The organism is Hyphomicrobium methylovorum, from assembly GCF_013626205.1.
Lineage (GTDB): Bacteria > Pseudomonadota > Alphaproteobacteria > Rhizobiales > Hyphomicrobiaceae > Hyphomicrobium_B > Hyphomicrobium_B methylovorum.
Window position 1 is genome coordinate 1,809,810 of sequence record NZ_QHJE01000001.1, and the last position, 22,198, is coordinate 1,832,007.

Sequence of the window (22,198 nt, forward strand, 5' to 3'; positions counted from 1 at the left end):
GTGACAACCAGCAATCGCAATCGGCCGGTCGCCTCCGTCAAGCGAGACCCCAGGCGCAGTACAGTTCGAACGGCTGCTCCGCGCGCGGGCGTTGCCGCTGATGGCCTCGCTGCGCGTGATGCTGCAGTTTCCGTTCTGTTTACGGTGCTTGTTGAAAAGCGACCGATGGACGACGCCTTTGCGCGGGCAACGGCGACGCGTGATTTGGCCCCGCGCGACAGGGCGTTTGCGCGCCTGATCGCGACGACGGTGCTGCGCAACTGCGGTGCGCTTCAGGCTGTTCTGAAAACTTATCTCGCGAAACCGCTTCCCGAGCACCAAGGGCGTCTCGAACAGATCCTGCTTGCGGCGGTGGCGCAGCTTCTCATTCTGAAAACGCCGCCGCACGCGGCAATCTCGCTGGCTGTCGATCAGTGCCGAGCCGATAAGGCCGGGCAGCGCTTTGCTGGTCTCGTAAATGCCGTTCTGCGCCGCGTGAGCGAGAGCGGGGCGGGGCGTTTCGAGACTCTCGACAATGTCGCCCTGACGTTTCCCGATTGGCTGCTGCAGAAGTGGACCGCAGCTTACGGGGCATCAGTGGCGCGCGATATCGCGAGCGCTTCGCTTGCTGAGCCAGCGCTCGATCTGACAGTCAAATCTGATGCAGCGGGATGGGCCGAGCGGCTCAACGGCGTGGTTCTGCCAACGGGATCGGTGCGCTGCCAGGGCGTTGGTCGAGTGGAAGAACTCGAAGGATATGCCGACGGCGAGTGGTGGGTGCAGGATGCGGCCGCTGCGTTGCCAGCGAAGCTTTGCGGCGATGTTCGCGGGTTGCGTGTGCTCGACCTCTGCGCGGCACCTGGCGGCAAGACGGCGCAACTCGCAAGCGCGGGTGCCAATGTCGTTGCGGTTGATAAGTCGGCCGGTCGATTGGAGCGTCTGCAGGAGAACCTCAGCCGGTTGCAGCTCGCGGCTGAAACGCAGACGGCGAACGCACTCACATTTCAATCAGAGACACCCTTCGACGTGGTTCTGTTGGATGCGCCTTGCACGTCGACCGGCACGATCCGGCGGCATCCCGATATTCTCCATCTGAAGCGGCCCGAAGATGTTCCGGCGCTCGCCAGCCTGCAATCGAAGCTGCTTGATGTTGCTGCGCCGCTCGTAAAGCCCGGCGGGCTGCTGGTCTATTGCACGTGCTCGCTCGAACCCGAGGAAGGTGAGGAGCAAACGGCGCAGTTTCTCGCGCGGCATCCCGAATTCAGCCGCAGTCCCCTTGGTCTCGACGAGGACACGCTTCCTCTCCTGTGGAGAACTGCGGATGGCGATTTGCGGACGCTGCCGTCTTTCCTGGCGGAGATGCCGGAAGGAGGCCGATATCTCGACGGATTTTACGCCGCAAAGCTTGTGAAGGCCGCCGGTTAGCTGTTAGCTGACGTGCGCTCGCGCCTTCATTTGGCAGAACTCGGGCGTTAGGACGCCGAGTGCCGGATCGCTGTCCGCTGCGGGAACTTCATGTCGAGTTTGAATGTCACTGAGCGTCTGAAAATCCGCTCGTTATCGATCGAGCGGCTGCGGCGCCGTGCGCTGACGCTGACGCTGTCGTCGCCCATTTTCCGCTGGCGTTACGCAGCCAGCGGTGCGGATCAGATTTTGATCGTCCCGCAGGAGTTGCGCGCGGCTGATCCGAGTTTCTGGACGGAGATTGCACACGGGCACTTCGGGCTAGCTTCGCAGATCGCCGACTTGAGAGGTGCGTCGCCGTTTCGTGCGGACCCACCAAGCGTCGATTGGGAACGGGAGCTGCACGGCTTCGGCTGGCTCCGCCATCTCGCGGCGACCGAGGAAGAGGAAGCTGCTGCTGCGGCGCGCGACTTCGTCCTCGAATGGATTTCGCTCTACCGCGTGCCGCGCGGCGTTGCTTACGAGCCGGAAGTTATCGGCCGTCGTCTTATCTCATGGATCGCGCAGGCGAGCATGTTGCTGGAGGGCGTCGACGCGCGCGGCTACACCGCGATCATGACCAGTATCGATCAACAGATCGTCACGCTGAAGACGACCTGGCGAAATGCGCCGGATGGTATTCCGCGCATGGTTTGTCTGATTGCGCTGGTGCTGTCGGATTTGGCCGTATCGGGCCATGACCGTCGTCTGAAGGAAGCGCAGATCGCGCTCACGGAAGAACTGAATCGGCAAATTCTCGACGATGGTTCGCACGTGAGCCGCAGCGCCAGCGTTCTCTCGGAGCTGGTTCTCGATCTCTTGCCGTTGGGGCAATGCTTTCATTCGCGCGGGCGCGCCGCGCCGGATGAAATCAATTCCGCGATTAAGAAATCGCTCGGTTTCTTGCGCTTTATGCGTCTCGGCGACGGCATGCTGGCGCGCTTCAATGGCGTCAGCACTGGATCGCCTGCTTCGCTTGCGACGGTGCTTGGATATTCCGGCGGCGAGTTCGAAATTGCGTCGGGTGTGCGATCTTCAGGATATGCGCGGCTCGCGCGTGGCGACACCGTTCTCATCGCGGATGTCGGATCGCCGCCGCCGCTTGAAATGTCGACCGAAGCGCAAGCCGGTGCGCTGTCGTTCGAGATGACGTCCAAGCAGTATTTGATTTTCGCCAACGGTGGATTTCCGGGACCCGCGGATCACGATTGGGATGCGGCGGCGCGCGCGACCGCCAGCCACAATACGCTGGCGCTGGCAGGCACCTCGTCATCGCGGCTCGTTCGCCATTCGCAACTTGAAGCGCTGGTCGGCGGTTCGCCGATCCGGGGGCCGGAGTCGGTCTCGGTCGATCTTCGCGAGGAAAGCGGAAGTCTGGTTCTCGATGCGAGCCATGACGGGTATCTGAAGCGCTTCGGGCTCATTCATGTGCGCCGCTTGTCGCTTTCGCCGGACGGGAAAGGGCTCGAAGGCGTGGATCGCTTGATGCCGCCGAAAGGGCGGCTGCGGCTTAAGCAGGACCTTCCGTTCGCTATCCATTTTCATCTACATCCCGATTGCGTGCCGACTCTGGCTGAGCCGGGCATGTGCCGCATCCGTCTGCCGGATGGGCGGTTCTGGCGCTTCAGTGCGTCTGACGCGGATATGTCGATCGAGGAAAGCCTGTACTTCGTTGATAGCGCGGGGCCGCGTCCGGGGCTGCAGATCGCTCTCAGAGGAACGACTTTCGGCGAAACCACGGTGAGCTGGACAATGCGCGCCGAAGAGCCAGACGTTCTTGGTTGATGCGCCTTAAGGCTGTGCCGAGGTGTCGAGTGACGTCGCGCGGCAGAATAGCGTCCGCTCGCGGGATGGTCATGCGCGGGTGACCGTGGTAACCGCGTCTCGCAGCATGCGGGGTAAAAATGGCTGATCAACGCATACGTCGAGCTCTTCTCTCGGTATCCGACAAAACAGGTTTGGTGGCTTTCGCTGAAGCGCTCGTGGCGCGCGGCGTCGAGATCGTCTCGACGGGCGGGACATCGGCGGCGCTCAAAGCGGCAGGCGTCGCGGTCAAGGACGTTTCGGAACTGACCGGTTTTCCGGAAATGATGGATGGGCGCGTGAAGACGTTGCATCCAGGTGTTCATGGCGGATTGCTCGCTGTGCGCGGCAACGCTGACCATGAAAAGTCTGCGAGCGACCACGGGATTCTGCCAATCGATCTGTTGGCGGTTAATCTCTATCCGTTCGAAGCGACGGTCGCGAAGGGCGCTGGCTACGACGATTGCGTCGAGAACATCGACATCGGCGGTCCTGCGATGGTGCGCGCTGCGGCGAAGAACCATGCGAGCGTGACGGTCATCGTTGAGCCCGAGGATTACGCGCGTGTGCTCGCCGACCTCGACGCGAACGATGGCGCGACGACCCTCGCGCTGCGCAAGGCATTTGCGGCGAAAGCGTATGCGCGCATGGCGGCTTACGATGCGGCGATCAGCAATTGGTTTGCCAACGAGATTGGATCGACGGCTCCGGCGTGGCGTGCGTTCGGCGGTAAGCTCGGCCAGGAATTGCGTTACGGTGAGAACGCGCACCAGACCGCTGCGCTTTATGTTTCTGATCCGAGTGCTCCCGGTGTCGCGACGGCGCGACAGCTGCAGGGCAAGGAGCTCTCGTACAACAACATCAACGATACGAACGCGGCTTTCGAACTCATTTCTGAGTTTGGAATGGATTTCCCGGCGGTCGCGATCATCAAGCATGCGAACCCGTGTGGTGTCGCTATCGGCTCATCGCTGAAGGAAGCCTATCTCAAAGCGCTGGCATCCGATTCCGTCAGCGCGTTCGGCGGCATCGTCGCGCTCAGCCGCGAGATCGACAAGGCTGCTGCGGAGGAGATCACGAAGATCTTCACCGAGGTCATCATTGCTCCGGACGCAACGGACGAGGCGAAGGCGATATTCGCCACGAAGAAGAATTTGCGTTTGCTGCTTACGGGCGGATTGGCGCGTGCCGATGCGCGTTCGCTTGGGTTCAAGTCGGTAGCGGGCGGGTTCCTCGTTCAATCGAGCGATGCGCCCAACGCCGAGGATCTTGAGTTGGAACTGGTTTCACAGCGCGAACCGACCCCTGCCGAGCTTTCCGATATGCGGTTTGCATTCCGGGTTGCGAAGCATGTGAAGTCGAATGCGATCGTGTACGCAAAAGCCGGGGCGACTGTTGGGATCGGAGCGGGACAGATGAGCCGGGTCGATTCCGCGCGCATTGCTGCCTGGAAGGCCGCCGAAGCTGCGAAGGCGCAAGGACTTTCTGAGCCACTGACGGTTGGCTCGGTGGTTGCGTCGGACGCTTTCTTCCCGTTTGCAGATGGCTTGATTGCTGCAGCCGAAGCGGGCGTCACCGCCGTCATTCAGCCGGGCGGATCGATGCGTGACGACGAGGTGATCAAGGCCGCCGACGAGCGCGGGCTCGCGATGGTGTTCACCGGAGTCCGACACTTCAGGCATTAATTTGGCGCCGGCGACTCTCCTTCGTCGAGCCGGCCGAGTTTTCTCTGGCGCTGGCGACACCCCTCCGGGGAGCCGGCCGCCAGCGCTGCTTAGGCGCTGCGCGGATGCGTTCGAACGAACAGCATGAGAACGATGCCTATTGCGAGGAAGATGAGAATGGCGGCCATGCCGATGCGCTGGCTGCCGGTTTGCTGCGTGACCAGTGCGACGAGCAGCGGTGCGAGAAATGCCGTCACCTTTCCAGAAAAAGCAAAGAGCCCGAAATACTGCGTGATCTTTTCTGCTGGCGCGAGGCGCGCGAGCAATGACCGGCTCGCGGCCTGAACGGGCGCAGCGACTAAGCCGACGAGGATTGCGAAGGCAAGGAACACCTGTTCGCCAGCGGCCGAGAAGGGACTTGATCCTTCAAGTTTGGCGGGAACGACCGTTGAAAACAGGATGTGCGTTTTGTCGACAGACAGGATGCCCAATGCACCTACGACGAGTGCGAACAGCGCGGTTATGATGACCGTTTTCGGTCCTAGCCGGTCGTCGAGGTGGCCACCGATCAACGCGCCGATGGCTCCAACCAACGTCAACACGATGCCGAAGATGCCGAGTTCCATCGGCCCCCAGCCGAAGACGGATGCGCCGTAGATGCCGCCGAAGGCGAAGATCGCGGTTAGCCCGTCTGTGTAGAGCATGCGTGCGATGAGGAACGTCAATAGGCTCGGCATCGACGGAAGTGATTTGATCGTGTGCCAGAGTTCGGCAGCGGCGGAATGTTCAGGATGGAGCGATGCCGCTCGGCGCTTGTCGGGCACGAACAGAAAAAACGGGATGATGAAAATCGCGAACCAGATCGCGGCGAATGGGCCGGTGATCCGGTCGCTTTCGTTCGCGGCGCCATCGAGTGACAGCAGTGGTTGCAGTCCGAGGAGTGTCGTCGATCCGCCCGGCATCGGCACCAGCAGGCCCGCAACGACGGCAAGGCTGACCAGGCCTCCGAAATAGCCGACCGCCCAGCCCGTGCCCGATAGGCGGCCAAGCTCGCTCTTTGGGACGAGGCCGGTCATGATCGCGTTTGCAAAGACGCTCATCAGTTCGGCTGCGAGCGTTGCCAGCACGAATCCGCCAAGCACGATGAGGATCGTCGTCAACGGTGCGCCTGGCTGTCCGAGCCAGAGCGTCGAGAGGCCTGCAAGGAAGACGAGCGACAGCGCGGCCATCCATGGTTTGCGTGCGCCGCGCCCGTCGGCAGCGGCGCCGAGGAATGGGCTGAGAATGGCGATCAGCAATCCGGCGACGGATGCGGCGTAGCCCCAGAGCGCTTGCCCGCATGCGGCTTTCTCGCTGCCTTCAGCGATGAGCGTGCCGCAGACAGGGTTCTGTACGATCGAGTTGGCGAAGTAGGGCGCGAAGAGGAACGTCTGCACGAGAGTGTAGTGCGGCTGCGTCGCCCAATCGAAAAGCATCCAGGAGACGCGTGCGCGACGCGGCGCACGTTCGACTGCGGAGGCGTCTGGGTCTCCGACGATTTCACCCGCATTGATCGTTGCCATTGTGCTTCCCCCGAAGCTCAGCCCCTAAACTTCGAGGCGGCATAGCACGAAAAACGCTCAGATTTGTAAAACGATGAGATGATCCGGCAGTTCATTGGGATCGCGACTGCCCGGCGGGAAGTGTTTCGCCAGCAGCGCGCCGAGTTGCTCGATTGCATGCACGAAACCGTCGACGGCACGGCCCGCCGCGATTTCCGCCGTCAAGTCGTCGACGATGTGTTGCCAAATCTCGCTTGGTACCTGACTGGCGATGCCGCTGTCGGCAATGATTTCGACGCGCTGTTCGGCGACCGAAACGAAAACAAGAACGCCAGTCCGGCCCGTCGTCGTGTGAAGGCTCTGGGCGAGGAATTGCTCCGCCGCGCGGCGGCGAACGTTTGCGTTGGCAACGGACTTTGGGACGAGTCCGAGGCGAACGAGCGGATGCCAGGTGAGCGCGAGCAAGGCGAGGAAAACGATAAGCTGGATGAGATAGATCCACTGGACCTGCATCCACGTGAAGTGGATCAGCGGCCAGGGAACGATGAGCGCGATGAGTGCGGCCCACATGAATGGCACGTGATGGTAATGGCTGCTCTTGTCGGCGATGACGGCGACGATCTCTCCTGACGTGCCGCGTTCAGCGTCGGTGATTGCGCGCGAAATGCGTTCGGCGTCGTTCTGGTCGATGAAGCTCATGAGTTGCCACCGTTCTTCCGCAGCCGCTGGCTGAATGTGTTTGTCATGCTACCAACCGCCGGACGCGCCGCCGCCTCCAAAGCCGCCACCACCTCCGGACCATCCGCCGCCGCCTCCGCCGCCAGACCAGCCTCCGCCCCAGTTTCCGGATCCTGGGATGACGACCATCCCGCCGCGGCGTCTTCGGGGGTCCTGCATGCCGCCAGCACCCATCGCACGCGAGTTGCGATAGTTGACCCAAACAATCAGCGCGAAGATCAGAAAGAAGACGAGCAGGTGAAGCATGGCGGTTGGATCGTCATTCGGCGAACGCGCGCCTTGCGCGCGTCGCTTCACTTCGTCCGCGTCGCCTAAGAGAACCGATTTGATGTCGCGCACGCCATCCTTGATGCCGCCCGCGAAATCGCCGCGGCGGAACTTCGGCAGGATTGCATTGTAAATGATGAGCGAGGACATCGTGTCGGTCATCATCGGTTCGAGGCGGCGGCCAACCTCGATCCTGACTTTGCGGTCGTTCGGCGCGACGATCAGCAGAACGCCGTTGTCTTTGCCCTTCTGGCCGATGCCCCATTTGCGCGCGAGACCGATGCCGTAGTCCTCGATCGGGTATCCTTCGAGGGACTTCACGGTGACGACGGCAAGCTGATCGGTTGACGTGGCTTCGAGCGAGGCGAGTTCGGCCTCGATGGCGGCCTTGTCTTCGGGTGAGAGAAGGCCCGCTTGATCTGTGATGCGTCCGGCGAGTTCCGGATAGGTTGGCGCGGCGAGTGCGCCAAATACACTGAGGGCCAAGACCGCCGCGGCGAGCGCAGACATCAGCACGAATGCCAATGTTCGAACGCCGCGGCGATGCGAGGCTGATGCCAAAGACCGAGCGGCATCTGCTGCATCAGTCATCGGATGAGTTCCCAATGTGACTGCGCGCCTGCCTTACGTCTTCGGCTTGTTGAAATCGACCTTCGGAGCTTGCTGCTCTTGGACCGGAATATCAAACGCCGCCATTTCCTTGGCTTGCGGATAGAGGAACGACTTCCACAAGCGGCCGGGGAAGGTGGTGATCTCAGTGTTATAGGCGCGGACCGATTCAATGTAGTCGCGGCGCGCGATGGCGATGCGATTCTCCGTTCCCGACAGTTCGCTTTGCAGCGCCAGGAAGTTCTGGCCCGACTTGATGTCGGGATAGCGCTCAACGACGGCCATCAGGCGGCCGAGTGCGCCGCCGAGAGTCGATTGCGCATCCTGAAATTTCTTCATGGCATCCGGATCCGTCAGAATATCCGGCGGCACCTGGATGTTGGTGACTTGCTTGCGCGCTTCGACGACGTCGGTCAGCACGCTCTTTTCCTGTTCCGCGAAGCCTTTCACCGACTCCACGAGATTGGGGATCAGGTCGGTGCGGCGCTTGTATTGATTGAGCACCTCGCTCCAGGCCGCCTTCGCGGACTGTTCGTAGGTGGGGATCGTGTTGATGCCGCAGCCCGCAGTTATGAATGCGGCTACGACGACCGCGAAAAATGCGATCGGGCGAGTGAGCGATGATGCTGTCGTTGTCGTCATGGTGCGGACCGTCCCTTTACACTGGCGCCGTTGGCGCTCCCGAAGTGACATTCGCTCGGCCGGCTTGCGGCGTTCGCCTTTCCTATGAGCTTCCATTCCACTGTTCAAGCGGCACTTCAGGACAGCTTCTGCCTCTACAACTCGCAATTGCTTTACCAAGCCTGATTGGAAGGCTTCGGGCGAGAATCAGGCTGACGTAAACTCGGTCGCAAGGGATCGGCATAATTCGGGCATCCGTGCGGCCCGGACTCGCCGTCATTTGCAATCAAGAGGCTTCAATGCGGAAATTGTTTCTGGCAGCCGGTCTGGCTTTGACCTGCTCGACGGCGTTCGCGGGTTCGGCATCCGCCTTCGATAGGTGCAGGGATCTGATCTATCATTGCTACGATCGCGGGTATGTGCCGTTCGCTTACGCGGTGCCCCCGGGCACAGTTTACATGGAACCCGAATGGCGCGCTGTCGTCGTCGCGCCGCCCGTCGTCAGAACTTATGCTGTGCCGGTCGTCGCGCAGCCTGGGCGATGGCGGACCGTCATGCGGCCACCGGTGTACGCTATGGCGCGCGAACGTGTGGTCGTCGAGAGCCGGTTTCACCGGCCGCGTGTACGCACGATCGAGCGTCCGGTTATGGTCCGTCCGCCCATCGCCGCCCGGGTTTATCAACCGCCGGTGTACGGCGTGATCGCACGCGAAAGACTGGTGCGTCCTGCAGGCGTGATGGTGGTGCAGAACCGTCCCGTCGTGGCGGTTAGCCGCCGCGCGTATCTGCCGGATCCGTGGCGCTAAACGATCGCGTCGATCATTCGGATCGCGTTGTGAAGTCGGGCGTCTCTACGCTCGGCTTTTGCAGCGTGAGGGGCGATTTCCAGCTTGAAATGGAGACGCCGACCTGAAGGGGAAGTGACGCAAGAATAGTGGGAATGCTGAAGATCATTGCCACCAAGATTGCGCAGGCGAGCGTAGCTTTCATCATTCCGACGATGTTGGTCAAAGTGGTTTGGCCCTCCTATGACATCGAGGCCAACATGCCGAATGATGATGGCGCCAGCTAGGCGCAGGTGCGGCGCGTTCAAGAAGTTCGAGAACGGATCAATGCATGAGAAAGCGCTGCGTAATTGAACGCAGCGCTTTCATTGTTTTTGCGACGTGACGATCGTGAACGCTCTAATGGAAGCGCAGCCAATCCAGCGATTTGCGTCCACGGCAAAAGTCTTGGCGGTGAAGGTAGTGGCAGCCGCGTCCGTCGTAGTAGTCGTCGCGATAGAATGGATCGCCTTTGTAGGTCATGAAGCCAAAGCCGTATCCGTAACGGGGGCCGGGCCGTCCGTATCCGTAACGCGTGTGGCGCGGACGTGCCGGGAAACGATAGTGGTGACGCTTGGCGACGTGTGCCTTGCGGGCGGGATGCGCCTTATAAGTTTTGTGCGCGCCGTTTGCGTTGGCTTCAGTCGCGGGCATTGCAAATGAAAGGGCGGCGACGGCAAAGCCGAGCGCGACGAAAACTGATCTCATGGTTGGCCTCTTTCGGTGCTGCGCGAGCACGGGTCGGTGCAGGGGTGCAGGATCGGATCGCTCAGGGTCATATGGCTTGCGGACTTGGCTGCAGGATAAATAGCCCTCGACGGACCTGCGCAAGAAAGGTTTCAGACGGTTAAGCCAGTCTGACCGGCGCATGGCGAATGAGGGTGAGGGGACGAGCGTGCTGCACCCGAGCCAGAACTACAGTGATTTGGTGAGAACCTACCCGCCAGCGTGCAGCGAATACGCCTGAAACCAATGCCGGTGCGACAGGTTATCTGGTGCAACAGGGTGGGGTGACCCTGAATTTGGAGCGGGCGAAGGGATTCGAACCCTCGACCCCGACCTTGGCAAGGTCGTGCTCTACCCCTGAGCTACACCCGCGATCCAATAAATTCGGCGACTTGCGGCGCCGCGAGACACGCCTTATGGCGCATGTGCTAAGGCAATGCAAGTGCCCGAAATGGCCTCAGATGACGCGGCCGTTCGACTGTCGCTTTTGGGGGCTTCTGGCCAGCATTACTGGAGGTTTCCCCGCAGATGCCGCTCTCGCGTGCGCAGTTGATGGCCCGTTTCGAAGAATTGGGATTTCAGACGACGACCATAGAGCACCCGCCGGTGCATACTGTTGAGGACAGCAGCGCCGTCGATCTGGCGTTGCCGGGTGCCTCGACGAAGAACCTCTTCCTCAAAAGTGACAAAGGTGCGCTTGTCCTCGTTGTCGCTAAAAGCTCGACGACCGTGGATCTCAAATCGCTGGGCAAGCGGCTGGGTACGGGGCGCTTTTCTTTTGCGAAGCCCGATCTGCTGCTGAGCGTATTGGGGGTGACGCCGGGGTCGGTCACGGCGTTTGCGATCGCCAATGATGTTGAGCATCGTGTCAAAATGGTGCTCGATGACGCATTGATGACCGATGAGCGATGGAATTGCCATCCTCTCGAAAACACCGCGACGACCAACATTGCGCGCGACGACCTTTTGCGGTTCATTCACTCAACTGGGCATGATCCGCAGATCATGACACTGACCGCTTCCGATGTTGCGGCAGCGGCAAGGAGATAAGACATATGGAATTCGGTGCGATAAATTCCGGCGATGGTGCAGCCGGCGCAAGCGCAACCATCAAAGACGCGACGACGGCGTCGTTCAAGGCCGACGTCATCGATGCTTCGATGACGGTGCCGGTTGTCGTCGACTTCTGGGCGTCGTGGTGCGGCCCCTGCAAACAGCTGACGCCTGTGATCGAAAAGGTCGTGCGTTCGTATTCCGGCAAGGTCCGGCTGGTCAAAGTCAATGTCGATGAGAACCAGGCCATCGCGGCGCAGCTTCGCGTGCAGTCGCTGCCGACAATCGTTGCGTTTCGTGATGGACAGCCGATCGACGGTTTTGTCGGCGGACAGCCCGAAAGCTCCGTGAAGGCGTTTATCGATCGGCTTGTTGCAGCAGACGTGCAAGACGACATCGGCGCTTTGCTGAGTGCGGCGCAGGAGCTTGTGGACCAACAGGATCTGCAGGGGGCAGCGGAGATTTTCGCAACCATTCTGCAGGAAGATCGCAGCAATGCGGAAGCGCTGGCTGGTTTGGCGTCCTGCTATCTCAAGAGCGGAGATAGCGGTCGCGCCAAGCAGACGCTTGGTCTTGTGCCGCCAGACAAGCGCGATATCGCTTCGGTTCGCAGCGTCGAGGCTGCCATTCAGCTTGCTGAAAAAAGTTCGGGAGCGGGTGATCTCTCCGCGTTGCGCCAACGCGTCGAAAGCGATCCGGACGATCGTCAGGCGCGGTTCGATCTTGCCGTTGCATTGGCCGCAAGCGAAGAGCGCAGCGAGGCTCTCGGTTTGCTTCTCGATCTCATCAAGCTCGATAACGCATGGAATGAAGAAGCCGCACGCAAGCAGCTCCTGCAATTTTTTGAAGCGTGGGGACCGAAGGATCCTTTGGTTTCGGAGGGCCGACGGCGTTTGGCGTCAATCTTGTTCCGATGATCGGCTTGGATATGGCGGAGACGTTTTGAAGTGACTCTTATCGATCGGTATAAACGCCCAGCAGACCTTCCGGCCAGGATCCCGGTGTTCCCGCTTCGGGGCGCCATTCTCTTGCCGCGCGCAACGCTTCCTCTCAATATTTTCGAGCCGCGCTATCTTGAGATGATCGAAGATGTGATGTCGGGTGCGCGCGTCATTGGCATTCTGCAGCCCATCGTCTCAGGAGATGATGACCAGGAAAGCCCGATCGAAAAGACAGTCAGTCTGCGTTCCGTCGGATGCGCGGGACGCGTGACGTCCTATCAGGAACTCGACGATGGGCGTCTCGTTATCACGCTCACCGGTATCATGCGTTTCGATTGTCTCGCTGAGGCTGAAACGGACAAGCCATACCGGATCAAGAGCGCGTCTTACGACCGGTTTGCGAGCGATTTGACTGAGGGGCTCGGCGAAGAGCAAGTTGATCGGCAAAATCTTTTGCGCGTGCTCAAGACGTATCTCGAAGTGAACCGGCTGAAGACGGACTGGAATACGATTCAGCGCGCTTCGAACGAGTTTCTGATCAACGCGCTTTCCGTCATGTGTCCTTATGGCCCCGAGGAAAAACAGGCTCTGCTTGAAGCCAAGGATCTTCGCGCGCGGGCGGAAGTTCTAGTGGCCCTCGCAGAAATCGATCTTGCTTCAAACGGAAGCAGTGGCACGACGCTGCAGTGATGTCGGTGATGAAAGAGCGTGGCCATGGCAGACGATAAGGATGCGCGCAGCGACTCTGAGACTGTCGTCGATCCGAAGCTGCTTGAGTTGCTCGTTTGCCCGCTGACGAAGACACGATTGGTTTACGATGCGGCGGCGCGCGAACTCATTTCCACGGCGGCCGGATTAGCGTTTCCGATCCGCAACGGAGTTCCGCTCATGATCGAGGATGCGGCTCGCCCGTTGACCGATGATGATCTGAAGCGACGGTGAGCTGAAGATATTATCAGAATATCAATGCTAAGCGTCAGATCCCGTACATAATGACGATAAAATTTGATCATTTTCTCGTCTTAACCAACTTCGTTTAGATTCCGTCAAATAGAAGAAGCCGAGGGTGGCCCCAGTTTCAGGGGCGACAACTTTGCTTCCAAATTCTAACGAAGCCCGGTCTGCAAATCGTAGTCCGAAGGCCGATCGATTTTCCCGCAGTCGGCGGAAATTGGACAACTGGTATTCGGTGGCGTTGGTTTCTTTCGTCGCCGGCATTCTGCTGTCCGCGGTTGGTCTGTTTGGCAGCTTGTACGCATACGATGCGTCTGCGATTTGCACTCTCGCAGGTGTGACGCTGCTTGCTCTCGGCGGGTTCTTCAGTTTTCCTCAGTCGCGTCGCTTCGAGCGCACATTGCAGCGCTACTTCAAGCGTTACGATGATGCGAAGACCGAGAAACTTGAAGAGATCAAGGACGCGCATTGGAAGCTTGAGGATCGCGCCACCTATTATCGCGACTTGCTGGATGCGCAGCAGGATTTCGTCGTTCGTCGATCCCTCGATGGGCGGCTTATGTTCGCGAATAAGGCTTTCTGCGATGCCTTCCAGGTTCGTTCCGGCGATGTGATTGGATCTCCATTCGATCCGCCGGTGCATCTCTCTGAGCCTTTGCCGACCATCACGCCGAGTGTTCGCCGCACGATCGAGTTGCTGACGACGCGGAAAGGCAAACGCTGGATTGCCTGGGATTTGCGCGACGTTAAAGGCGACGACGGCGAGCTGGAGGTTCAAAGCGTTGGGCGCGATGTGACGCTCGAACGTGAGATCGAAAGCGAGCTCAAGACCGCGCGCGATCAAGCAGAAATGGCGAGCCGGGCGAAGTCTCGGTTCCTGGCGGCGATGAGCCATGAAATTCGCACGCCGATGAATGGTGTTCTCGGCATGATTAGCTTCATGCGCGATACGCATCTCGATTCCGAGCAGAGGACATGCGTTCGAATTGTGGAAGACTCAGCGCATGCTCTGCTGAGACTGATCGATGACATTCTCGATTTTTCCAAGATCGAAGCCGGGCACCTCGACATTGCCAACGAGGTCTTCTCGATCAAGGGCTGTATCTCAGAAGCGATGCGGCTCTTGGCGCCCGAAGCTGCTGCGAAGCGGTTGTCGTTTACGTCCACCATCGTCGGCGCGGTGCCGAACTGGGTGCGAGGCGACGAGATGCGCGTCCGACAGATCGTGCTCAATCTGTTGGCGAACGCCGTCAAGTTCACCGACGAGGGCGGCGTGGCCTTGCGGCTCAGCATATCCGAAGTTCCGGGTGGTGACTCGCGATCGATGAAGATCGCGATCGAGGTGAAGGATACTGGCGTCGGCTTTTCCCCTGAGATGGCGCAGAAGCTATTCAATGACTTTGAACAGGGCGAAGTCGAAACGCGTCGCCATCCGGGCGGCACGGGTCTTGGGCTTGCGATTTCGCGGCGCCTCGCACGCGCGATGGGCGGCGATGTGATCGCATCCGGCGTACCGGATTGCGGCGCGACCTTTACGACATATCTGATGGCGAGCTTCGTCGACGAAAAGGACGCCCCTGCTGGCGATGTTCAGGCCGACAAGGGCATAGAAGTGGCTGCGGTGAAAACGCTTCGCCGGTTGCCGACGCAGTTCACCGTTCTGGCCGCTGAAGACAACCGCATCAACGCCCTTCTCATTCGCAAAATCATCGAGCGCATCGGCGGCAAGGTGACGATTGTGGATGATGGCCGCGCCGCAATCGCGGCCGTGTGGCAGACCGTAAAGCATCAGACGCCGGGCTTCGATCTCATCCTGATGGATGTGCTCATGCCCAAGGTGGACGGCATAACGGCGGCCGCGACGATCAAGAAGTTCTTCAGCGATCCGAAGCATCAAGGTCTTGTCTGCCCGCCGATCATTGCTTTGACGGCCAATGCCTTCCCGGAGGATCGTCTCCGCTGCCTGGAAGCTGGGATGGATGACTATCTGGCAAAGCCTTTTGAGGCGCAGGACCTGCAAGAGATCCTTCTGCGCTGGGTTCCAAGCGAAGCGGAATCCGCGCCACCCCAGCAAAAGGCTGGGAGGTAACTCAAATCTGTCACGGAATCATGCTAACCCCTCGTCCTAGATTGGCAGGGGTGTGGTTCGGCCATGTGGCAGGCGATTGCAGAGCGCGGCAGACGTCGCGCGAGTTTATCGGCTAAATTTCCCGCAGCGCTTGCTCTTCAAGCTGGCTTGCGATCTCCGGCGCAGCGTCTCAACGTCTTTGCGCGCAGCATCGAGCCCAAGATTTACGGCCGCGCGGGCAATCTCGAAGTGCGGCTGGCGCGCACCTGGTCTGAGATCAAGCAAGCGCAGCGCCTTCGTTATCAAGTTTTCTACGAAGAGATGTCCGCAACGCCGACTCGCCTGGCGCAGTTTCGGCGGCGCGATGAGGACGCGTATGACGCGATCTGCGATCATCTTCTTGTCGTGGATCTTGACGAAACGCGCGCTGGTCGCGGCGGAAGGCCCGAGCGGCCGAAGGTGATCGGAACATATCGGATCCTTCGCCAGGACGTGGCGGAGCGCGGTCCGGGATTCTACTCTTCAAGCGAGTACGACATTGCGCCTCTGCTGGGTGCGAAGGGGCGTACTGAGCGGTTCATGGAACTTGGACGATCGTGTGTGCTTGCGCCATATCGCGGCAAGCGGTCGCTCGAACTTCTCTGGCACGGGCTTTGGACGTATGTCCGAGAAAACCGCATCGACGTCATGATCGGCTGCGCAAGCTTCGCTGGAACCGATCCCGATGCGCACAAAATGGCACTGAGCTTTTTGCATCACCGTGCGCTTGCTCCGGTCGAGTGGCGGTGCCGGGCTCACGACCGCCTGTTCGTGCCGATGGACCGGATGCCGCTTCAAGACATCGACACGAAGGCTGTTTTGAAGACGATGCCGCCGCTGATAAAGGCTTATCTCCGGCTTGGGGCGTACGTTGGCGACGGCGCTGTGATCGACCAGCAGTTCGGAACGACGGATGTTCTGATTATCATGCCGGTGAAGAACATAGATCCGCGCTATTTCGAGCATTACGGCGCGCCTGCCGAGACCAAGAGTCGAATCGCTGCCGACGCTTAAGCGGCGTCCGTGTGACGCCGCTCGGCCACGGCTGGCCGATAATCCACCGTTGAGTTTGCCCGGCTGTGCACGGTTTGCCGCCTATGCTGCGAAGCCCGGCGCGCGGCCGGTTGCGAGCGCCACCCCTCCGACATAAGGAAGAGCTTGGGTTTAAGCGGGCGAAGCGCATTTCGTCGGCGGCCGCTGGGTGGGCGAGAATAAAACATCGATGGCGAGTCTTGGGGCACAAGATAAGCGCAATCCGGCGCCGACCGATCTGGCGGATGGTGATGAGGCGGCAGACGTGCGCGTCGGCATGGCTGGTTCCTCGACTATCGAAACGTCGCCTGCGATGGCGCAGTACCTCGAAATCAAGACCGCAAATCCCGATAGCCTTCTCTGGTATCGGATGGGCGATTTCTATGAGCTGTTTTTCAACGACGCAGTGGTTGCGTCTGAAGCGCTCTCGATCGTGCTCACCAAGCGGGGCAAGCATCAGGGGCAGGATATTCCGATGTGCGGCGTGCCGATTCATCGCGCCGATGAATACCTGCAGCGGTTGATTAAGCAGGGATACCGCGTTGCTGTCTGCGAACAACTTGAAGATCCGGCGGAAGCGAAGAAGCGCGGTGCGAAGTCCGTTGTAAAGCGCGACGTCGTGCGGCTGGTTACGCCGGGCACGCTTACGGAAGACGCGCTACTCGACGCGCGATCACGCAATTACCTGACTGCCGTCTATTGCGAAACGCCGCATGAACTCGGCGCGATGGTGGGTGAAGCGCGTCTGGCGTTGGCGTCGATCGATATTTCTACCGGCGAGTTCGAAATCGGAGAGCTCTCGGGTTTGGACCTCGCGGGGGAACTGCTGCGTCTTGCTCCGGGTGAGGTGCTAGCGCCCGACTCGCTCCTGGCGGATTCGCATTTTGCGCGCGCGATCGATTACTCGGGCGGTAAGGCAACGCCGATTCCGTCAGCTTATTTCGATGCGAAGTCCGGCGAGCGCGATCTCAAGGTGTGTCTCGGCGTTGCGGATCTTGCGGGCTTTGGACAGTTTTCGCGGTCTGAACTTGCGGCGACCGGTGCTGTGCTCAAGTATGTCGATCTTACGCAGAAGGGCGCCAAGCCGATGGTGCGTCCGCCGCGCAAGGCGGGGGATGCGCGGCTGTTTATCGACGCTGCGAGTCGGGCAAGTCTCGAGCTTGTCAAAGCCTCGTCGGGCGAAAAATCATCCACGTTGCTAGCGGCAATGGATCGGACTGTGACTGGCGCTGGATCGCGCGAGCTGCAGTCGCGACTCGCGAGCCCGCTGACGGACGCGAAGGCGATCGAAGCGCGGCTCGATTCGGTCGGTTACCTGCTCGACCACAGCGAACTGACCAACGGGCTGCGGACAGCGTTGCGTGCGGCGCCGGATTTGGCGCGTGCTCTGCCAAGGCTTGGTTTCGGGCGAGGTTCGCCTCGCGATCTCGGAGCAGTGCGAGACGCGTTGGAGGTGGCTGCGCAAGCCGCAACACTTTTGCGCGCGCCGCGTGCCGGACTTGGATTGCCGTCTGAGTTGGCGAATGTGCGTGATCGGCTGGGAATGGCGCCGGACGGTCTTCTCGACGCGCTCCGCGCCGCGCTCGTCGATACGCCGCCGCTGCTCAGGCGCGACGGCGGATTTGTTCGCGATGGTTTCAATGCCGATCTTGATGCGGCCCGGTCTCTGCGTGATGACAGCCGGAAGGTGATGGCAGAACATGAAGCCCGCTACATTGAAGAAACGGGCGTCAAAGGTCTCAAGGTCCGGCACAATAACATCCTCGGGTTTTACATCGAGGTCACGCAGCTCAATGCCAAGCCGCTGCTATCTCTGCCCCTCTCAGACAAGTTCCGGCATCGTCAAACGATGGCCAATGCGGTTCGCTTTTCGACGGTGGAGTTGATCGAGACGGAAGGCCTTATCGCGTCGGCGAGCGAGCGTGCGCTCAGTATAGAGCAAGATGTTTTCACCGATCTTGCGGACCAAATCGCTGACGCTGCTGCGAGCCTCGGTGGCGTTGCCTCGGCGCTTGCGGAACTCGATGTCGTTGCGGGGCTCGCGGAGCTGGCGCGCGAACAGGACTACGTGCGCCCCGTCGTCGATCAGAGTGTGGCGTTCGAAATTCGCGGTGGACGTCACCCGGTTGTGCAGCAGGCACTGGCGCGGTCCGGCGGCGCGGCCTTTATTGAGAACGACTGTGTGCTTGGCCGTTCAGGCGAAGAGCTTGCGCCGGAAGCTGCTGCGCTTCCCGACGCGCGCATCTGGCTCGTCACCGGACCGAACATGGCGGGTAAATCGACCTTCTTGCGGCAGAACGCGCTGATCGCGGTGATGGCGCAGATGGGATCGTACGTGCCCGCGCGATCCGCGCATATTGGCGTAGTGGACCGATTGTTTTCACGTGTCGGTGCGTCGGACGATCTTGCGCGTGGGCGATCGACGTTCATGGTCGAGATGGTGGAGACGGCCGCTATTCTCAATCAGGCGAGTGCGCGGTCGCTGGTTATTCTCGATGAAGTGGGGCGGGGCACGGCGACGTTCGATGGATTGTCGATCGCCTGGGCGACGGTCGAATATCTTCATTCGGTTACGGGTGCGCGGGCGTTGTTCGCGACGCATTATCATGAGCTGACGGCGCTGGCGCGCAGGCTGGACGGCATCGCCAACGTCACGATCGATGTGACCGAATGGCAGGATACCATCGTTTTTCTGCACAAGGTTAAAGCCGGGGCGGCGGATCGCTCATACGGAATTCAGGTCGCGAAGCTTGCTGGATTGCCGCCCGCTGTCGTCCGGCGTGCCAAAGAGGTTCTGAACCGCCTGGAAAAGGCTGACCGGCGGGCTCGTAGCGGAGACGATGGCATTGACGACCTGCCGCTTTTTTCGGCAACCCGCCCGGCGTCCGAGCCGGAGGTTAGAGTTCTCACCGCCGTTGATAAGATGCTCGCGGCCATGCATCCTGACGAACTGACGCCGAAGGCTGCGCTGGAAAAGCTCTATGAGCTGAAAGCGCTTGCCGAAACCACGAAGAAGACGCCTTGACCCAGGACGCCCTTCCGCGGCTTATCCCGCCGCCCTATTTCGATGGAATGGAAGAGCGTCGAGCTCTGACGGCGCTATTCAATTCCTGTACTTCAGCAACAGAAGCGCGGCCGCTGGTTGTTGAGAGACTGAAGGAGTTGGTGAAGGGCGCGCGGCAAGCGGCGCGTGAGGCGCTGGAAGTTGATGGCAACGGGCGGCGCTGTGCGGCGGGCATCTGCACCTTTCAGGACGAACTGATCCGTCTCATCTACGATTACACAGTGGCGCATGTATATCGCGCGACGAACCCATCCGATGCGGAGCGCATGGCGATCGTTGCGACGGGTGGTTATGGCCGGGGATTGCTGGCGCCGGGCTCGGATATCGATCTTCTGTTTCTGCTTCCCTACAAGCAGACCCCTTGGGGTGAGAGCGTCGCTGAATACATTCTCTACGTGCTGTGGGATCTCGGCTTCAAGGTGGGGCACGCGACCCGAACCATTGAGCAATGCCTGAAGTTTGGTGCCAGCGACATCACCGTCCGCACGGCGCTGCTCGATGCGCGGCTGATCTTAGGCGACGCGCAACTCTTCGCCGAGTTCGAACGACGCTTCCGGGACGAAGTCATTCGCGGAACCGAGCGGCAATTCATCGACGCGAAGATGGCCGAGCGGGATAATCGCGTGCGCCGTGTTGGGCAGAGCCGCTACAAGGTCGAGCCTGACATCAAGGACGGCAAGGGCGGCTTGCGCGATCTGCACACGCTGCACTGGCTGTCGAAATACATCTTCGGACAGGAAGTCGGTGCGGCTGCGGGTGCTGCTGGAATCTATACGCCGGAGGAGGTGCAGACCTTCCGGCGGTGTGAAGACTTTTTGTGGCGTGTTCGCTGCTTCCTGCATTTTCTGACGGGACGGCCGGAGGAGGTGCTGTCGTTCGAAGTGCAGCCAGCGATGGCGCAGAGCCTCGGCTATACGAACCGCAGCGGATTGCGCGCGGTCGAGCGGTTCATGAAGCACTATTTCCTTATCGCAAAGGAGGTTGGCGATCTGACGACGATCCTTTGCGGCGCGCTCGAAATGCAGCAACTGAAATCGGCGCCACGCTACAAGCGATTGCTCAGTCCGCTCAATTGGAAGACGCGTGGCGATATTCGCCAGCGGACGAATTTTCGGGTGGACAATGATCGCCTCAATGTGGCGGGGCCTGATGTCTTCAAGCGCGATCCTGTCAATCTTATCCGATTTTTTGCGCAGGCGTCCAGCATGGGGATTTACCTGCACCCCGATGCCATTCGTCTGCTGCGATCGTCGCTCCGGCTGATCGATGACAATCTGAGACAAGATCCGGAGGCCAACCAGATCTTTCTGTCGTTGCTGACGTCAAAGAACGATCCAGAAGTTTCCTTGCGGCGAATGAATGAAGCGGGCGTTCTCGGACGGTTTCTGCCGGAGTTCGGACGCATCGTGGCGATGATGCAATACAATATGTATCATCACTTCACCGTCGATGAGCATCTGCTGCTGACGCTTGGAAACGTGTGCGCGATCGAACGCGGCGAGCTTGCGACGGAGCTTCCGCTCAGCACGGCGGTATTCCCAGGAATTCAAAACCGACGCGCGTTGCTGGTTGCCGCGTTTCTGCACGATATTGGCAAGGGTCGGAAGGAAAGCCATTCGACCGTTGGCGCGCGTATTGCGCGGAAGGTCTGTCCGCGTTTGGGAATGTCGCCGCGCGAAACGGAACTCGTCGCCTGGTTGATCGAAGAACATCTGACGATGAGCAACTTCGCGCATTCGCGCGACATTTCGGATCCCGATACGATCCGGGCGTTCGCTCGTATCGTGCAGAGCCCGGAGCGATTGAAGCTTTTGCTGGTGTTGACGTGCGCCGATATCATGGCGGTTGGTCCTGGTGTCTGGAACGGCTGGAAGGGCCAGTTGCTGCGCACTCTTTATCAGGAGACGGAACCGCTGGTGGCGGGCGGGCATACGCAGCAGCCGCGTAGTGAGGTCATCGCGTCTTCCCAGGCCGCGTTGCGTGACGCGCTCAAGGATTGGTCGACGGCTGACGTAGATAAATTTATCGCGCGTCACTATCCGAATTATTGGCTGCGCACTGATCTTGCGATGCAGACGGCGCACGCCAAGGTGATGCGCGAAGCGCAGCAGTCGCAGTCGAAGCTCGCGACGACGGTGTCAACGGACTCGTTCACCGCGATTACAGAGCTGACGGTGTTTGCGCCGAACCATGCGCGATTGCTTGCGCTTTTTGCGGGAGCGTGCGCGGCGTCCGGCGCCAATATCGCGGGTGCTCACATCACGACGACGCGCGACGGGTATGCGCTTGATACGTTTCTTCTCAACCGCGAATTTGATAACGACGAGGATGAGCTGCGGCGCGCGCGGCGTATTTCGCAGACCATTCAACTATTGCTCGACGGGAAGGAGCGCCTTTCCGACCTGCTGGAAAAGCGACGCGAGCGTGTGCGCGGCGTCCAAGCTTTTACGGTCGAGCCTGAAGTGATCATCAACAATGCGCTGTCTTCACGTTTGACGGTGATCGAGGTTTCGGGGCGTGACCGGCCGGGGCTTTTGTATGAGTTGACGTCGGCGTTGTCCGATCTCTCGCTCGATATCGCATCGGCGCACGTGACGACGTTTGGCGAGAAGGCGGTCGACGTTTTCTATGTGACCGATCTCGTCGGCAATCAGATTGTCAGTGATATCCGGCAGGGCGTGATTAGAGAGCGTCTTCAGTCTGTGCTGGAAGGGGACCGGGGTGAGGCGCCGCTCTTGGGGACGGAGGATGGTGCTTTGATTTCCGCCGCAAAGACCGAGGAGAAACGGCGAGTGCGTGCGCGTCGGAGACAGCGAGCGCGATGACGGGGGG

The 22,198-nt window shown here is 60.2% G+C and carries 18 protein-coding genes and 1 tRNA gene; 13 read left to right on the forward strand and 6 right to left on the reverse strand.

The genetic code is table 11. The annotated features are described in order from the left end of the window. From DLM45_RS08850 to purH, 3 genes are all read left to right on the forward strand, one after another. Nucleotides 1-1,404 carry an RsmB/NOP family class I SAM-dependent RNA methyltransferase gene (locus tag DLM45_RS08850; protein ID WP_343062271.1) on the forward strand — a complete coding sequence of 468 codons (1,404 nt, stop codon included), beginning with the start codon at nt 1-3 and terminating at the stop codon, nt 1,402-1,404. A gap of 90 nt (nt 1,405-1,494) precedes the next feature. Further along, entirely contained in the window at nt 1,495-3,207 is a 1,713-nt protein-coding gene (locus tag DLM45_RS08855) for a heparinase II/III family protein (protein ID WP_181336776.1), read from the forward strand. Between the two features lie 119 nt (nt 3,208-3,326). Then, nucleotides 3,327-4,910, forward strand: a complete 1,584-nt coding sequence (purH, locus tag DLM45_RS08860) for a bifunctional phosphoribosylaminoimidazolecarboxamide formyltransferase/IMP cyclohydrolase (protein WP_181336777.1) — start codon at nt 3,327-3,329, stop codon at nt 4,908-4,910. An 89-nt stretch (nt 4,911-4,999) separates the two neighbouring features. On the opposite strand, the gene DLM45_RS08865 is transcribed toward purH, so the two are convergent. Genes DLM45_RS08865 through DLM45_RS08880 form a run of 4 tightly spaced genes read right to left on the reverse strand, consistent with a single transcriptional unit; the run spans nt 5,000 to nt 8,686 of the window. Then, nucleotides 5,000-6,451 (reverse strand): MFS transporter, encoded by a 1,452-nt coding sequence (locus tag DLM45_RS08865; RefSeq protein WP_181336778.1) that lies wholly within the window; start codon nt 6,449-6,451, stop codon nt 5,000-5,002. A 57-nt stretch (nt 6,452-6,508) separates the two neighbouring features. Beyond that, the gene (locus DLM45_RS08870; protein ID WP_181336779.1) at nt 6,509-7,129 is read right to left on the reverse strand and encodes a TPM domain-containing protein; all 621 of its coding nucleotides are present in this window, start codon (nt 7,127-7,129) and stop codon (nt 6,509-6,511) included. Nucleotides 7,130-7,177: 48 nt separating this feature from the next. Then, nucleotides 7,178-8,026 carry a TPM domain-containing protein gene (locus tag DLM45_RS08875; RefSeq protein WP_181336780.1) on the reverse strand — a complete coding sequence of 283 codons (849 nt, stop codon included), beginning with the start codon at nt 8,024-8,026 and terminating at the stop codon, nt 7,178-7,180. Between the two features lie 33 nt (nt 8,027-8,059). After that, entirely contained in the window at nt 8,060-8,686 is a 627-nt protein-coding gene (locus tag DLM45_RS08880) for a LemA family protein (RefSeq protein WP_181336781.1), read from the reverse strand. Between the two features lie 278 nt (nt 8,687-8,964). On the opposite strand from DLM45_RS08880, the gene DLM45_RS08885 reads away from it, so the two are divergent. Next, entirely contained in the window at nt 8,965-9,471 is a 507-nt protein-coding gene (locus DLM45_RS08885; protein WP_181336782.1) for a hypothetical protein, read from the forward strand. 134 nt (nt 9,472-9,605) lie between these two features. Continuing rightward, the gene (locus DLM45_RS16645; protein ID WP_281365425.1) at nt 9,606-9,737 is read left to right on the forward strand and encodes a hypothetical protein; all 132 of its coding nucleotides are present in this window, start codon (nt 9,606-9,608) and stop codon (nt 9,735-9,737) included. A gap of 112 nt (nt 9,738-9,849) precedes the next feature. Here DLM45_RS16645 and DLM45_RS08890 read toward each other — a convergent pair whose 3' ends face one another. Beyond that, entirely contained in the window at nt 9,850-10,197 is a 348-nt protein-coding gene (locus tag DLM45_RS08890; protein ID WP_181336783.1) for a hypothetical protein, read from the reverse strand. Between the two features lie 315 nt (nt 10,198-10,512). Next, a tRNA-Gly gene (locus DLM45_RS08895) sits at nt 10,513-10,587 on the reverse strand. 156 nt (nt 10,588-10,743) lie between these two features. On the opposite strand from DLM45_RS08895, the gene DLM45_RS08900 reads away from it, so the two are divergent. The 8 genes from DLM45_RS08900 to DLM45_RS08935 all read left to right on the forward strand — a co-directional run bounded on the left by DLM45_RS08900 (nt 10,744) and on the right by DLM45_RS08935 (nt 22,191). Further along, nucleotides 10,744-11,265, forward strand: coding sequence for a prolyl-tRNA synthetase associated domain-containing protein (locus DLM45_RS08900; RefSeq protein ID WP_181336784.1), 522 nt, complete (start codon nt 10,744-10,746; stop codon nt 11,263-11,265). 5 nt (nt 11,266-11,270) lie between these two features. Beyond that, nucleotides 11,271-12,185, forward strand: a complete 915-nt coding sequence (trxA, locus tag DLM45_RS08905; protein WP_181336785.1) for a thioredoxin — start codon at nt 11,271-11,273, stop codon at nt 12,183-12,185. Between the two features lie 30 nt (nt 12,186-12,215). Beyond that, nucleotides 12,216-12,899, forward strand: a complete 684-nt coding sequence (locus DLM45_RS08910; protein WP_181336786.1) for an LON peptidase substrate-binding domain-containing protein — start codon at nt 12,216-12,218, stop codon at nt 12,897-12,899. Nucleotides 12,900-12,923: 24 nt separating this feature from the next. After that, nucleotides 12,924-13,151 carry a Trm112 family protein gene (locus DLM45_RS08915; RefSeq protein ID WP_181336787.1) on the forward strand — a complete coding sequence of 76 codons (228 nt, stop codon included), beginning with the start codon at nt 12,924-12,926 and terminating at the stop codon, nt 13,149-13,151. 247 nt (nt 13,152-13,398) lie between these two features. Continuing rightward, entirely contained in the window at nt 13,399-15,252 is a 1,854-nt protein-coding gene (locus tag DLM45_RS08920) for an ATP-binding protein (protein ID WP_181336788.1), read from the forward strand. A 63-nt stretch (nt 15,253-15,315) separates the two neighbouring features. Continuing rightward, nucleotides 15,316-16,284 carry a l-ornithine N(alpha)-acyltransferase gene (olsB, locus tag DLM45_RS08925; protein ID WP_181336789.1) on the forward strand — a complete coding sequence of 323 codons (969 nt, stop codon included), beginning with the start codon at nt 15,316-15,318 and terminating at the stop codon, nt 16,282-16,284. A 208-nt stretch (nt 16,285-16,492) separates the two neighbouring features. Beyond that, on the forward strand, nt 16,493-19,327 hold the full coding sequence (mutS, locus tag DLM45_RS08930; RefSeq protein WP_181336790.1) for a DNA mismatch repair protein MutS: 2,835 nt from the start codon (nt 16,493-16,495) through the stop codon (nt 19,325-19,327). Between the two features lie 47 nt (nt 19,328-19,374). Beyond that, nucleotides 19,375-22,191 (forward strand): [protein-PII] uridylyltransferase, encoded by a 2,817-nt coding sequence (locus DLM45_RS08935; protein WP_425485233.1) that lies wholly within the window; start codon nt 19,375-19,377, stop codon nt 22,189-22,191. Nucleotides 22,192-22,198 lie beyond the last annotated feature (7 nt).